We start from the raw sequence: 14,409 nt of genomic DNA, 5'->3' as shown, positions 1-14,409 counted from the left end.
CTTGGCGAGAAAATTCTACTTATGCAGCCCCCTACTTTCGGGGGGGATTACCCACCCGACCTCATTGCTTCCGTATACTGCTTCTCTAGGGTGCTGGCCATGTACTCGACACCCATATCATTGAGCCAAGCTGCTGCCTTTCCAGCGGCTTCACTTAAGGACGCGCCAGAATGGATCAATTGAGTCATCAGCCTAAAGGCACTATTTTTATGGCCTTCTTTCCATGCCTTGGTTTCTTGAAGCGGACTCCTGAGTCTGGCAGATTCAGCCAGATACTTTCTCAACACTCTCAAGATTGGCAGGTCGTGGTCGTCACAGTACTGGATCGCAACATCGAGGAAACTGTGCTGTCCTGTCTCCTTCCAACGCAACACGAAGTTGGCAATAATCAGTGCTTGTCTAGGGGTCGAATAAGTACAGTTCGTCTCGGGATTCCGAGCGCTATACGCGCGCTCAACGGCCAAAAAATCGCTGCGATACTGGTTTCGTTTGGATGTCTTATCGGGACTGCTCATGCAAACTTCACAATCTGGTTGCCGCGAAAGGCCAAAGAAGCAGCCCAACGTTCCATCAGCGCCCGCCGCTGCTCCAAGAAATCCGTGCGCCGATAGGCGCGTTCAACCGCTCCACCAGCGACATGTCCAAGGCAGGTTTCGGCCACCTCTCGCGGCGTGTTTGTCGCCTCTGCGGTCCAGTCACGGAATGAGGACCGGAACCCGTGCGGGCGTTCGCTCAACCCGCGCCGGTCCATGTACGCCGTCATTGTCATGTCGGATATGACGCCGCGCTTGGCACCGGGAAACAGAAAGCCATCGCGGGCGAATTTGCGCGCCTCTGCGACCACCGCCTGCGCCTCTGCCGACAATGGCACCCGAAAGTCGCTTGTGGCCCCCACGCGGCCTTTCATCGCGGTCGCGGGGATGGTCCAGACGTCGCCGTCGATCTGATCGACGTGCAGGTGCCGCAGCGGATTGGAGCGCACCGCCGTCAGGATAAGCAGGCGCAACGCCAGTTCCGTGATGCTGCCGCCGTCCAGCGATTGGTAGAACGCGGGCACCTCGCGCCAGTTCATCGCGGGCACATTGGTGGCTGTGTGCCGTTGCGCGCCCAACAGTGCCTTGGCCTTGTCCGTCGCCTGTAGATCGACCTCCAGCCCCAGCGCCGCCGCATGGCGCAGGACAATGCCGAGCCGGTTCATCGCCTTGCGCGCGGTCACGGCCTTGGTGTGCCAGATCGGGGCGAGGGTATCGCGGATATCCTTTTGGTCGATATCAGCGACGGGCACTTCCCCAGCTTGGGAAGGACATGCAGTTCCAGCGGGGAAAACCAGCGGCCCGCCTTGCCGTCGCCTTTTAGTTCGGCCTTGCGGCTTTCAAAGGCGTCGTGCGCGATATCGGCCAGCATGTGAATATTTCGCGCGGCCTCGCGGCGCTGGCGTTCGCGCTCCTTGATCGGGTCTAGGCCCTGCCGCACCACGGCCCGCCATTTGTCGGCCACCTCGCGCGCCTCTTTCAGTGAGCGGTCAGGATAGGCCCCAAGCCCCATTTCGCGCCGCCTGCCGTGAACCGTCACCCGCAACACCCATTTCGCGCCGCCGTCCTTGTTCTTGACCAGCCACAGCCCGCCGCCATCCGCGTGTTTGCCGACACTGGCGGTCTTTACCCCGGATGCACTCAGGCGATTAATGGCACGGGCCATTTCCAGTCCCCCTCTCAGTCCCCCTCAACATATGGTATGCTATGGGGCGTTGTGAAGCACTGTGAGACCGCGAAAATACAGAAAAACCATATTTTATTGGGGTATCGGTGTTTCGGGGTGTATCAAGATATAGATTTTAGACGCCCTTCAGCGGCACCACTTTCTCATCCAAGATCATCAAATGACGTAAAAACCTCCGGTGTATAAGGGTTTTTACGGTGCGGCTTGTCCGATAGTGTTTGACGCGGTCCGATAGAAGGCCCCTGTTTCGGGGCAGCTACGGAGGCACCGAGGGTGACGCAGAAAAGCAATGCCTCAAATGCCACTGACCGAAAGTCCGGATTCGGATCCTGAAACCCAAGGACAGATCCTTTGAGGTCGCCGACTTCCACGGGCTTTACGTGACATCAGCCCTCGCAGGCGCGCCTCTGGCACATGAAGTATCGGATTGATGGCCGCGAGACGCGCCTATCCTTTGGCGCCTACCGCCTGAAGCTGACTGATACGCGCGCGCGAGATGCCCCAGCTGCTCAGCGCGTCGTACCCCGCGCCGCGCGCCTGCGGCGGGGTCGGAAGATCGGGCGGCGTATGCGAAAATCGCGGTGCCGGGGCCGGTTGGCGATGGCCGCCGACGTCGACATACGCTGCCCTTGCCTGTGCGTGAGAATGCGCGGCCGCCTCGTCGAAATCCAGCACCGGCGCCGCGCAGGCGTCACTCTCGGCAAAAACGACCGCCCAGTCATCGCGCGAACGTTCCGCAATGCGTGCTGCCAGCAAGCGCCGGGCCTCGGGCCAGTTTCGTTTGTCGCCAACATCCGGGAAACCGTCGGGGTCAAATCCAAGGCCTGTCAGCAGTTCGCGCCGGAACTTGCCCTCAATTGGGGCAATGGCCAGGTATCGGCCATCCGCGCAGATATAGCTGTCGTAATGCGGTGCGCCCCCGTCCAGCAGGTTTTCTCCCCGTGCGCCATCGTGAATCCCCGCGCCAATCAGACCGGCCAGCGGCAGCGCCAAAAGATTAACCCCATCGACAATCGCCGAATCCACGACCTGTCCCTGCCCACTCAGCCGTGCGGAATGGACCGCAGCCAGCAGACCGATGACAAGAAACAGGCTGCCGCCAGCAAAATCACCAACCAGGTTTATCGGCGCAACCGGGGCTTGCCCGGGACGGCCAATAGCATTCAAAACGCCGGTCAGCGCCAGATAGGTCAGGTCGTGCCCGGCCGTCATGGCCAGCGGTCCTGTCTGCCCCCAGCCGGTCAGCCTGCCATAGGCCAGTGCGGGGTTGCGTTCCAGGCAGACATCCGGGCCAAGGCCCAACCGTTCCATCACGCCGGGCCGGAACCCTTCAACCAGACCATCGGCCTGCGCAATCAGATCAAGCACCAGTTCAATGGCCGCAGGATCTTTAAGGTCGAGCGCGATATTGGATCGTCCGCGCGCCGCGAAGTCAAACTCAACTGGCCGCGCAATACCGTTCCCGGATGCTGAGATCCGGTCGATGCGGATCACCTCAGCCCCGAGATCAGACAACAACATTGCGGCAAAGGGACCGGGTCCGATCCCAACGAATTCCACAAACTTCATACCTTGCAGTGGTCCACTCATTTCAATGCCATCCCTGTATCACGCCATGTGCGGGCCAGCGCCTCTTGGTGCTCTGGTGCCGCGATGGCAATCATCCGTTTCACGCGCTCCGATACCGGCTGTCCGCGCAGTTCGGCGACGCCATGTTCGGTCACGAATGTATCTGCATCGGCGCGCCCGCAGGTCACGATACCGGCACGCAAAACTATTCGGCTATCGCCCTGCGCGGTGCGGGAGGGCAAAGCGATCACTGATCGCCCACCCGGCGATGCCTGCGCGCCGCGCACAAAATCCACCTGCCCGCCGACAGCACCAAGATATCGCCCATTTGCCACCTCTGCGCCGACCTGCCCAGTCAGGTCGACCTCCAACGCCGAATTGACGGCGAACAGGCGCGAAAGCTGCGACAAAGACCTATGGGCATGGGTTGTCTCATGCCCCGCCAGCCGAAAGACCTGGTTCCGGTGTGCAAAGTCATAAAGCCTGCGACCGCCCAGAAGCATGCCCGTAACCGAAACTCCCGCATCGACCTCTTTGCGCGCATTGGTGACGACCCCGCGCTCCACCAGATCGACAATCTCGTCCGGCACTGCTCCGGAATGAACGCCGATGTCGCGATGATCCCTGAATGCCGCACAAACCGCTGCGGGGATGCCGCCGACGCCGGTTTGAAGCACCGCCCCATCAGGGGCGAGGGGCGCCACATGCGCCGCAATCTGCAGCGAAACGTCGTCGGGGCGTGTAACCGGCAGTTCGACCGGCCCCCCCTCGGCCTGAACCATAGCATCCACCACAAGATCACGGACGTCCCCACCGAACGTCTGCGGCTGGTTCGGTTGAAGCTCTCCAATCACGGCACGGGCGCGATGGGTTGCGGCAAATGCGATATCCCGCGCGATGCCCAGGTTCCAGCCGGCCCCGGTGATCGCCGGACGCAACGGCAACAACACGACATCCACACGGATCAATCCGGACAGAATATCCCGGTTCAGCGAACTCAGATGGGTTGGAAAGATATCCAGCCGCCCTTCGCGCATCAGCCCGCGGGTTGCGCCGATCGCGCCATAGCTTTCAACGCTGACGCTATTGGGGACACCACCCGACAGGCTGTCACTGAACACCGGCCCGAGAAACAGGGTAAACGCAGGCAGTTCTCCTGCCCGCGCCTGTTCCAGAAGCCGCCTGAGAAGTGTCTGCGGCTCCGCGGTTCCCTGGCCCACCATGACACGATCGCCGGGCCTGATGTAGGGAACGAAGGAGAAATCCGCCGCCCGGTCGGCATCTGCCATCGTCACGCCTTTCAATAGGACTTCGGAAGTCCCAGCACGCGCTCTGCGATATAACTCAGAACAAGTTGCGGGCTGATCGGGGCGATGCGGGGCACCATGACCTCGCGCAGGTAACGCTCGACGTGGTATTCTTTGGCATAGCCAAAGCCACCATGGGTCATTACTGCCTGCTGGCACGCGTCGAACCCGGCCTCGCCTGCGAGATACTTGGCGGCATTTGCCTCGGCTCCGCAGGGTTTGCCAGCGTCATAGAGCGACGCCGCCTTCAATGCCATCATCCAGGCCGCTTCGAGATTGCACCAGTTCCTGGCAAGTGGATGCTGGATCGCCTGATTCTGACCGATCTGGCGATTGAATACGATACGTTCATTGGCGTAGGCGGTCGCGCGTTTCAACGCCGCAAGGCCCAGACCGACCGCCTCGGCGGCGATCAGGATACGTTCCGGGTTCATCCCTTGCAGGATGTATTTGAACCCTTCGCCTTCTTCGCCGATCAGGTCCTCTTCGGGGATTTGGAAATCCTCGAAGAACAACTCGTTCGAGTCGACGCATTTGCGGCCCATCTTTTCGATCTCGCGCGCGCGGATCCGGTCGCGGTCGAAATCCGTATAGAACAAGCTCAACCCTTGGGTCGGTTTCTTGGCCTCCTCAAGCGGCGTGGTCCGCGCCAGCAACAGGATCTTGTCTGCCACCTGAGCGGTAGAGATCCAGACCTTCTGCCCGGTGACATGATAGGTCGATCCGCGCTTTTCTGCCTTGAGTTTCAATTGCGTCGTGTTCAGCCCGGTGTTCGGCTCGGTCACGGCGAAACAGGCTTTTTCGCGCCCCTCCGCCATCGGGCGGATCATTCGGTTCTTCTGTTCCTCGGTCCCAAAGATATCCACCGGCTTGAGACCGAAGATGTTGATATGAACCGCCGAGGCCCCGGACATCCCGGCCCCGGATTCCGCAATCGTCCGCATCATGATCGCGGCCTCGGTCACGCCCAGCCCGGACCCGCCCTGCTCTTCTCGCGTGCAGATCCCCAACCAGCCCTCTTTGGCCAGCGCATCGTAGAAATCTTGTGGAAAGCCGCCGTCGCGGTCTTTCTTGAGCCAATAGCTCTCGTCGAAATCCGCGCAGATACGTTCGATCGCGTCGCGGATGGCTTCTTGTTCGCTTGTCAGTTCAAAGTTCATCATCTGGCCTTTTTATCGTGGGTTTAACCCTGCCCAAGCATCATCGCGGGCAGGGTCATAAGGGTTACTTCGGAAGGGCATTCCGGAAGGCGTCCAGGATCTTCCTGGCGGGTTTTCCCTGCGCCTCGAGGCCGTCGGCCCATTCGGAACCGACCTTCGCCAGAAGGGCGTTGATCTTGGTCGTGTCCTCGGCGGAGAAGTCGACAAATTTCACGCCCCCATCAGCGATCGTCTTCTTGTCGGTCGTGTTCAGTTGGTCGGCGATTTCGCAGCCGTGCATGGTTGCCGCCTCACCAGCCTCCGACAGGATCTTCTGGTTCTCGGGCGACAGCGCATCCCACTTCTTCTGGCTGATCATGTAGGTCACGACGAAGCTGGCAAAGTTCATACCCTTTGTCGCTTCCTTGAGGTGCGGCACGATCTCATAGGGCAGCAGCGAAGATGCCGGGAAGAGAACCGCGTCCAGCGTGCCGCGCGAAATCGCCTCGCGCACTTCGGGTGCGGGCATCTGGACCGGGACGGCGCCCAGTTTCCTGGCGGTGATCTCCATCGCGCCGCCGGTCGCGCGCAGCTTCATGCCTTCGAACGATGCCAGGCCTTCGATGGCGCGGTCGCCGGTGTAGATCTGATAGGGCGGCAGAACCATGACCATCAGCAGACGCATGCCTGCCTGGGCGATTTCGGCCTGGTCCAGAATGTTGCCGGGCTTGGCGATCTCCCAATAGGCCTTGGTGCCTTCGCAGGAGGTCGAGAAGCCTTCGGGCAGTTCGCCAACCGCAGACAGAGGCATCTTGTCAGCCACATAGGCGGGCGCGACATAGCCGATGTCGAGCACACCGGTTTGCGTCAGCGACAGAAGATCCTTGACCTTCCCCATCTGCTGCGCCGGGAAATATTCGAAGGTGATACCGCCATCCGACATGCGGGTCACTTCTTCCATCCAGAACTTGGTCAGGTTCTCGGAGATATAATGCCCAACCGGAAAGCTGTCGCCGATCCGCAGACTCTCTTGTGCCATGGCGGTGGATGCGGCTGTGGTCAGCGCAAGGCCAAGAATGCCCTTCGCGATTTTCGTTATCTTTAACATTTTCAGTACCTCCTCATATTATGAATGTTCAGGCGTCATTTGAGATTGGACGGCAACCACAGGACGATTGCCGGAAACAGGGTCAGCAGAGCGATGACCAACACATGCGCGATGATGTGCGGCAGGACGCCCCGGAACAATTCGCCCAGAGGTCGGCGCGTATATCGCGCGACCACAAAGACGTTCATGCCAAGGGGGGGCGTCACCATGCCAAGTTCGGCGGTGACCACGACAAGGACGCCGAACCAGATCGGATTGAACCCAAGGTCCAGCACGACGGGCAAAACCACCGGCACCGTCAGGATCAGGATGGCGACCTGATCCATGAAGAAGCCAAGGACGATATAGCCAAGCAGGATGATCGACATGATCGTCAGCGGCGCCAGCGGCAGCCCCCCGACCCATGAAGTGATATCGTTGGTCACCCGCGTAATCGTGAAGAAATAGCCAAAGACATGCGCGCCAAGGATCACAAACAGGATCATGCAGGTGGTCAGGCAGGCGCGCACCAGCGCATCCATGAAACCGGGCATCCGCATGCCGCCCTGCACGATGGCCAGGATCATCGCGACGAATGCACCGATGGCTGAGGCCTCGGTCGGGGTGGCGATCCCCGTATAGATGGTGCCGGTGACGGCAAAGAACAGCACCAGCATCGGGCCGACCCGGCTGAGCGAGGCGAATTTTTCGCGCATCGTATAGGCGCGGCCTGTGGGGGCGGACTCTGGCCAGATGAAGACCAGCACAGCAACCGTCGCAATGATCGAAGAGGCGACGATCAGACCCGGTACGATTCCTGCGATCAGCAATTTGGAGATCGAGACATCGGCAAGAATACCAAAGAGGATCAGCGCGATCGACGGCGGGATCAGCATGGCGAGCGTGCCTGAAATGGCAACGACCCCGCCCGCCAGTTTCGGATCATACCCCTGTCGCATCATCTCGGGCAGCGAGGTCGAGGCCAGCGTAGCCGCTGCCGCGGTGCTCGACCCGGAAATCGCGCCGAACCCGGCCCCGGCAAGGGCCGTGGCCATAGCAACGCCGCCACGCAGGCGCCCGACCCAGATCATCGCCGAGGTGAACAGGCTTGAGGCCACCCCCGAAACGATGACGAATTCGGCCATCAGGATGAACATCGGAATGGTAATCAGCTCATAGGAATTCGCGGTGCTCAGCGGTGTTGTGCCGAGAATCCCCATCAGGATCGGCGCGCCTCCGAAGGCCCAGAGCCCGACGGAACCGGCAACCAGCATCGAAAGGGCGACGGGAAGGCCAATGATAAGCTGAAACGCCAGCAGACCGAGGGTCAGTGCAACCAACATCCTCAGGCGTCCGGCAAAATGCTGGTGTCTTCCGGCATCAGTCTCGCCGGTTCAATTCCGGTGATCGCGGCCCGCGCGTGTTCGACTGTGCGCTGCAAGCAGCGGATCACCGCGACACCCGACCCCAGAGCGACCAGGGCATAGGGCACCCAGGTCGGAAAGCCGACTGAAGAGGCCAGCCGTTCGCCCTTGGTCCAGGCTTCGATAAATCGCTCAACTCCGGTCCAGCAGATCAGAAAGATCATTCCGGACGAAGCCAGGTAGCCGATGCCCAGCAGAATGTTGCGCAACCGTACCGGAAGCTTGTTGCGGACCAGATCGACGCTGATGTGGTGGTGCCCGGCCAGCCCGGCCGACAGGGTAAGAAAGAAGACCGCCACCATCAGGTACAGCCCGATAAGATCATAGGACCAACTGAAGGGTGAATTGAACACGTAGCGACCAATGACATCACCAACGACCACGAACATCATCAGAGCCAGGCAAATGCCGGCAATGCGCAGCAGGCCCTCCTCCAGTCTGGAAAAATGACGCTCGGCGCGTGATCCGTCCTGGCGATCGAACCCTTGCATTCTTCCTCCTCGAAGCTCGACCGTAGACATCATTATGGACGATAAGTTTTCATAATTGAATAAGCAGGTCATCTTGACGAGTCAACATATCAAGCTTCAGGATTAATAGCGTAAATCTGCACCCCATCTCCAGTAATCGGCTGCACTTACCTTAACCGTGGGCATTAATGGCCAATTTCTGCATATTGTCTCAATATATAGACAATCATGCACTGGCGACGGCAACCGGAGGTAAGTAACGCAGGTACGGCAGGTCGAAAAAGTGCTCGATCTACTCGAGTTCTTCGCAGAGCGGGGACGTCCTGCAAGTCTGGCGGACGTGTCCGAGAACTTTGAGTGGCCACTGATCCTCGACCTACAACCTCCTGTCCACCCTGACCGCACGCGGCTACCTGTATGAACCCTCTGGCCGTGGGCGGTTTTAGCCGACGCCCCGCTGGCAATCGATGGCTCAACGGGTGCCCTCGACCGAACCTGTGCCGGACCAGATCATCCGGTTGGGCAAATTCCTGCGGAACGAAACCAGCGAAACGGTCTGCATCGGTGCTGCTGCGGGTCAGAGCGTTGTGTTCCTTGAGGTGATCGATTCCCCGGCCCGGATTCGATATGCTGCCGAGGTCGGTCAGTATGTCCCGATCCATGCGACGGCCTCGGGCTGGTCGATCCTCAGCCAATGGCCCGCCAAACAACGCGCGTCGCTGCTGCGCAAGGTTGAATTCGAACGCTACGGCTCCGGCACCCCACTGAGCGTCGATGCCGTTGAGGACCGTATCTATGCGATCACCGTTGCCGGCCCCCTGACCCGAGTCGAAGATCTCATGCCTGACATTGCCGCACGGATGCATCAGGCCATCGCGGTCGAGTTCGGGGCCAATTACCTGACCCAAAGCATCAAGGGTTTCACCTCGCCGCCAATTCCGGTCGAGACTGAGCCGGGCACATAGCGCCCAACACCGGTCAACTGCCGTAATTCCGGTTTGAGCGCCTTGCCATAGGCGGTCTTCGGCAGGAATGCGTGGAAACTTGGTTTCTTGAACGAGACCATTTCGACCCGGCACCGGTCTTTCAGTTCGGCCTCGCGCGCGGTGCTGCCAACGCTCAGCACGACACACGCCTTGACGCGTTCGTCCGATTCACGATCCGCCACGCCGACCACCGCGGCCGCGATCCCCTCGGGATGGCGCGCCAGAACCTCTTCGACATCACGCGGACAGATCCTGGTCCCGCCCGAAATGATCACATCCTTCACCCGGTCGGTCCGAGTCTGGCGGTCAGAGTCTGGAACCCGTCTGACTCACGCTGACCGATGTCATCGGTGCAGAGCCTGCCGCCCTCCAGGCTGTCCGTGATCAAACAAGAGCGGCCAGGCAAGCCCACCCATGCGATGCGGGTCCGTTCGCCCCCCCGGCCCTTCAGGGTGTCCGGGGGGGCGACGTTTCAGGGCTTGCTCGCATCCTTGAGGGCGATCAGAGCGTCGAGGGCCACGGCCCCCTTGCCCTTCTCCTTCACGATGACCGGATTCATGTCGATGCTGTCAATTCTGTCGCCTGCCCCGGCCGCAAAGACCGACAGGGCGGAAAGCATCTCGGCGGCGGCTTCCATGTCACCACCCGGCTGTCCGCGCACCCCGCGCAACAGCACGCCCGCGCGTGTGCTCTCGATCATCTTCTCTGCCACGGCTGGCGAGAAAGGGCAGCGGCGAAACACGACATCCTGCATGATTTCGGTGTAGATGCCGCCAAGGCCGAACATCGCAACCGGACCGAACGCGGGATCATTCTTGACGCCCATGATCGTTTCGATCCCACCAGAGACCGTTTCTGCCACCAGAACACCTTCGATATGCGCGGAAGGTTGGGCCGCGGCCGCACGTTGCAGGAGTGTATCAAACCCGGCGCGCGCCGCCGCCGCATCGGGAACGGCAAGAAGCACGCCGCCGATCTCGGTCTTGTGTGGGATGTCGGGCGACACGATCTTCATGACGACCGGAAAGCCAATGGCTTCGGCCTCGGCGACCGCCGCATCGGCATCGGCGCAGAGCTTTTCCCGTGCAAAGCGGATACCATGACGCGTCAGGACGGACTTGGCAGCGGCCTCACTCATCGCGTCGTCGGGCAAATCGATCCCGTCTGGCACATTCGGGGGGCTTTCCGGCAGGGCGGCGAAGGTGTCACCGATCTGACCCATAGCCGCGACTGCGCGGACTGCGCTGCTGGCATCCTCGAAGACGGAGATGCCGATCTCGGCATAGCGGCGTCGCAACTCTTCGGACGCGATTCCACTGACAATGAAGAGTCTGTCGGGATATTTGAGCCTTTGCCGTTCCATTTCCTCGAAAAGGATCGGCGCGAAGGGGGGGATGCCAGCACCCTTTGCAAAGAAACTGATGATCGAGGAATAGCCTCCGTCGGCCAGCATCCGGCTCATGAACTTGTCGAGCAGCGACGTATCGTTGATCAGGTGTGCGGTGCAATCGATCGGGTTGCGGAACGCGCCAAAGGGCAAGATTTCCTTCATCTCAGCCTGGGCGGTTTCCGGCATCGCTGGCATGGAGACATCAAAGTCTTCGGCTGCATCGCTCATGAGAACGCCGGCACCACCGCTGACGGTCAGAACTCCCAGAGTGTTGTTCGCAGGATAAATCCCGTGTGACGCGATATCGGCAAATTCCAGAAGTTCGGTGGCTGTCTTGACGCGGATCACGCCAAGTTCGCGGAATACCGCATCAGCGACAACGTCGTCACCGGCGATGGATGCGGTATGCGACGCCGCGGCCGCACTGCCCAGCGAGCTGCGCCCGACCTTCATCAGGATCACGGGCTTCTTTGCCTGCCGCGCGGCCTCGAGGCCGGCGATCAGAGTGTCGCCATCATTTATGCCTTCCATGTAGGCGGCGATCACGCGCGTTTCCGGATCGGTAGCGAGCCAACCGATGAGTTCGCCGACAGTCAAGTCGGCCTCATTTCCGGTCATGATGCAAAGTGGCGCGCCAAGGCCCTTCTCCAGTGCAAGGGTTGCAAGATTGGAGCCGAAAGCGCCGGACTGGCTGACAATGCTGACACCACCAGAACGCGGCCATGCCGTGTCGAAGGCGCTGGTGAAGGTAGGATAGTAATTCCGCCGCGCGTTGAACATGCCCAGCGAATTCGGCCCAAGGAGACGGATGCCATGCCGCCGGGCGATGTCCAGCAGATCCGCCTGAGCAGCAGCGCCTTCGTCTCCGACTTCCGCGAAGCCCGACGAAAAGATGATCGCAGCTCCCACGCCCTTGTTGCCGAGTTCCTCGAGCGCGGCCGATACATGGCTTGCGGAAACCGCGATGATCGCGGCATCGGGCGCTTCGGGCAGGTCCGCAATTGAGGGATAGGCCTTCAGGCCCTGAATCTCTTCGCGATTTGGGTTCACGGGAAAGATCTTGCCAGTGTATCCCGCCTTGAGCATCCATTTGATCGGTCGCCCGCCAATCCTTCCGGAATCCGAGGAGGCGCCAATCACCGCGACGGATCGGGGTTCGACCAGCTTTGTGATACTGGTAAAGTCCCGTTGCATGTTCGTGTCTTTCTTTTCGTTCATGGGAGTTCCGATCTGCTTAGGTGGGAAGGCCGAGAACAGCCTTCGCGATAATGTTGCGCTGAACCTTACTGGAGCCGCCCGCGATCGTCGAAGGCCGCAACTGGAAGAACACCGTTGAACCTTCCGCAGTAATCCACCCATTCCTAGCGGGATGCATCCGTAGAACTCACGCGGCCATTTTCAGTTTCTGGGCGGGTGTGATGCCGCCGATGCCCATGTTCGGGCGATCATTGTTGTAAGTCCAGAGCCATTCGTGCCGAACCGTGCGGTTGTAGCCCTCGATTTAGGCGTTCTGCTGCGGCTGTCCGGGTTGGATGTGCTGGATGGTAACGCCTTGTTTCCCGGCCCATTCCATCAACTTGCCGCTGATGTATTCCGGGCCATTGCCGACCCTTGTCGGGGCCAGGCGTGCCGCGCCATTCGATGATCCGGTTCAGGCTTTTGATGACCGGTTCGGCTGGCAGGAACGCTGTCCCCGCATCAGGGCTGTTTCGCCTCTCTATCATTTGAAGGGCATCCGGCACCGCCCCACTCTGGTTCAGGGCGTCCATGATGTCCTCTCACTCCCCGCCAGCGTCCAGCGTCAGACGTTTGACCCCTTGCCGAACTCTTCAGGCAGGTCACGCCACGGCGCGCCGTTGCGCGCGATCCAGAAAATCCCATCAGGAACAAGGCGGTGGTTGAACGGTTTGCGCCCGGTCCTCGTCCGGCACAAGGTCTCGTGCCAGGTTGGTCTCCATCGCAGATACCAGCTTGAATCATGCCTGCACTGCGATGCGAATCCCTGTTGTCAACATGACCTAGAAAACGCCCGAAACCTGTTCAGATCAACCGAGCCACCTCTGTCATTCTCGACCAGGGCGAATCGATCTATTTTGACAGCGGTCGCGGCCATCTCTATGCCTCGGCGCTTGAACCTCCGGCGCGGATTCTGGTGGTCTGCACCCAGATCGAACCGCCGGCCTGAGCCGCGTCGGGTTTTGATCCGCTAAAGTCGCGCCACCGCCCAACGCGCCGCATCGGCCACCGCCGGATCCGGATCTTCGCACAGCCGCTGCGCCGCCGGCTTCAACGCCGCATCTCCGGAATTGCCGATGGCGTAGAGCACATTGCGCACCATCCGGTCGCGCCCGATCCGCTTGACCGGCGACCCGGCAAACCGTGCCCGGAATCCGGCATCGTCGAGGCCAACCAGATCGGCCAGCTTTGGCAAAAGATTGCCCTCACGCGGACGATAGCGCAGTTCATGCGCCGCCACAGCGAATTTGTTCCAGGGGCAGATCGCCAGGCAATCGTCGCAGCCATAGATATGGTTGCCCAGCAGCGGACGTAGCGCCACATCCACCGGGCCTTTGTGTTCAATCGTCAGGTAGGAAATACAGCGCCGCGCGTCGAGCTGATAGGGGGCCGGAAACGCCGCCGTCGGACAGATGTCCTGGCAGCGCCGACAGGATCCGCAATGATCCACCTCTGGGGCATCGACCGGCAGTTCCAAGGTGGTGAACACCGCACCCAGAAACACCCAATTGCCGAGCTCGCGCCCCAGCAGATTGCTGTGCTTGCCCTGCCAGCCCAGCCCGGCCGCCTGAGCCAGTGCCTTTTCCGGCACCGGCGCGGTGTCGACAAAGACCTTGACCTCAACAGTCTCGCCACCGTGCTCCCCGGCCTCGGCGATCAACCAGCGCGCCAGCCGCTTCAGCCGCTTCTTGACCAGATCATGGTAATCCGCGCCCTGGGCATAGACCGATATCATCCCGCGTTCCGGCGTCAACAACCCCGCCATCGGATCGCTCTCCGGCGCATAGCTTTCCGCCAGCATGATCACCGAACGCGCCTCGGGCCACAGAACCGCCGGGTCGCCACGCCATTCGGCGCGCCGCTCCAGCCAGCCCATCTGGCCATGCCGCCCCGCCGCCAGAAACTCCGCAAGTCGGCCCTTCACCTCGGGCACCGCATCGGGGCGACAGATGCCACAGGCGCTGAACCCCTCGGCCTCGGCCTGGGCCAGCAATTTCTGTTTCAGCGCTGTTGCCATGCTTCTCCTGGTTCCAAATATCTCGGGGGGAGTCGGCCATCCGGCCGACGGGGGGCTGGCCCCCC

12 protein-coding genes and 3 pseudogenes are annotated in these 14,409 nt (G+C 60.8%); 2 read left to right on the top strand and 13 right to left on the bottom strand.

The window, feature by feature from the left end; translation table 11 throughout:
- Positions 1 to 47: 47 nt before the first annotated feature.
- From P1U48_RS06535 to P1U48_RS06500, 8 genes and pseudogenes are all read right to left on the bottom strand, one after another.
- On the bottom strand, positions 48 to 515 hold the full coding sequence (locus P1U48_RS06535) for a hypothetical protein (RefSeq protein ID WP_301068132.1): 468 nt from the start codon (positions 513 to 515) through the stop codon (positions 48 to 50).
- Positions 512 to 1,698: pseudogene (locus P1U48_RS06530) on the bottom strand (integrase arm-type DNA-binding domain-containing protein). Before P1U48_RS06530 ends, P1U48_RS06535 begins: the two are co-directional and overlap by 4 nt.
- Positions 1,699 to 2,166: 468 nt before the next feature.
- Positions 2,167 to 3,288 (bottom strand): CaiB/BaiF CoA-transferase family protein, encoded by a 1,122-nt coding sequence (locus tag P1U48_RS06525; RefSeq protein ID WP_301068131.1) that lies wholly within the window; start codon positions 3,286 to 3,288, stop codon positions 2,167 to 2,169.
- Between the two features lie 17 nt (positions 3,289 to 3,305).
- A complete protein-coding gene (locus P1U48_RS06520; protein WP_301068130.1) occupies positions 3,306 to 4,577 on the bottom strand; it encodes an acetyl-CoA hydrolase/transferase C-terminal domain-containing protein in 1,272 nt (423 codons plus the stop codon).
- An 11-nt stretch (positions 4,578 to 4,588) separates the two neighbouring features.
- A complete protein-coding gene (locus P1U48_RS06515; RefSeq protein ID WP_301068129.1) occupies positions 4,589 to 5,755 on the bottom strand; it encodes an acyl-CoA dehydrogenase family protein in 1,167 nt (388 codons plus the stop codon).
- A 64-nt stretch (positions 5,756 to 5,819) separates the two neighbouring features.
- Positions 5,820 to 6,842, bottom strand: coding sequence for a TRAP transporter substrate-binding protein DctP (gene dctP, locus P1U48_RS06510; RefSeq protein ID WP_301068128.1), 1,023 nt, complete (start codon positions 6,840 to 6,842; stop codon positions 5,820 to 5,822).
- Between the two features lie 35 nt (positions 6,843 to 6,877).
- Positions 6,878 to 8,164, bottom strand: a complete 1,287-nt coding sequence (locus P1U48_RS06505) for a TRAP transporter large permease (RefSeq protein ID WP_301068127.1) — start codon at positions 8,162 to 8,164, stop codon at positions 6,878 to 6,880.
- A 2-nt stretch (positions 8,165 to 8,166) separates the two neighbouring features.
- On the bottom strand, positions 8,167 to 8,769 hold the full coding sequence (locus P1U48_RS06500; protein WP_301068126.1) for a TRAP transporter small permease: 603 nt from the start codon (positions 8,767 to 8,769) through the stop codon (positions 8,167 to 8,169).
- A 229-nt stretch (positions 8,770 to 8,998) separates the two neighbouring features.
- On the opposite strand from P1U48_RS06500, the gene P1U48_RS18170 reads away from it, so the two are divergent.
- Together P1U48_RS18170 and P1U48_RS06495 are read left to right on the top strand one after the other, a co-directional pair.
- Positions 8,999 to 9,136 carry a hypothetical protein gene (locus tag P1U48_RS18170; protein WP_366142866.1) on the top strand — a complete coding sequence of 46 codons (138 nt, stop codon included), beginning with the start codon at positions 8,999 to 9,001 and terminating at the stop codon, positions 9,134 to 9,136.
- A gap of 46 nt (positions 9,137 to 9,182) precedes the next feature.
- The gene (locus P1U48_RS06495; protein WP_301068125.1) at positions 9,183 to 9,680 is read left to right on the top strand and encodes an IclR family transcriptional regulator C-terminal domain-containing protein; all 498 of its coding nucleotides are present in this window, start codon (positions 9,183 to 9,185) and stop codon (positions 9,678 to 9,680) included.
- Here P1U48_RS06495 and P1U48_RS06490 read toward each other — a convergent pair.
- The 5 genes and pseudogenes from P1U48_RS06490 to queG form a co-directional block, all read right to left on the bottom strand.
- Entirely contained in the window at positions 9,611 to 9,985 is a 375-nt protein-coding gene (locus P1U48_RS06490; RefSeq protein ID WP_301068124.1) for a hypothetical protein, read from the bottom strand. The two genes, P1U48_RS06495 and P1U48_RS06490, sit on opposite strands and share 70 nt — an antisense overlap.
- 188 nt (positions 9,986 to 10,173) lie before the next feature.
- Positions 10,174 to 12,309, bottom strand: a complete 2,136-nt coding sequence (locus tag P1U48_RS06485) for an acetate--CoA ligase family protein (protein WP_301068123.1) — start codon at positions 12,307 to 12,309, stop codon at positions 10,174 to 10,176.
- Between the two features lie 166 nt (positions 12,310 to 12,475).
- Positions 12,476 to 12,773, bottom strand: a pseudogene (locus tag P1U48_RS06480) (integrase core domain-containing protein); the annotation flags it as partial.
- 33 nt (positions 12,774 to 12,806) lie between these two features.
- A pseudogene (locus tag P1U48_RS06475) lies at positions 12,807 to 13,006 on the bottom strand (transposase); the annotation flags it as partial.
- Between the two features lie 291 nt (positions 13,007 to 13,297).
- Positions 13,298 to 14,344 (bottom strand): tRNA epoxyqueuosine(34) reductase QueG, encoded by a 1,047-nt coding sequence (queG, locus tag P1U48_RS06470; RefSeq protein WP_301068122.1) that lies wholly within the window; start codon positions 14,342 to 14,344, stop codon positions 13,298 to 13,300.
- Positions 14,345 to 14,409 lie beyond the last annotated feature (65 nt).

The sequence above is a fragment of the Pseudooceanicola sp. genome (assembly GCF_029213205.1).
In the GTDB taxonomy this organism is placed as follows: domain Bacteria; phylum Pseudomonadota; class Alphaproteobacteria; order Rhodobacterales; family Rhodobacteraceae; genus Pseudooceanicola.
The sequence above is the reverse complement of the archived record's forward strand: the minus strand, read 5'-3'. Positions and strand labels throughout refer to the sequence as shown.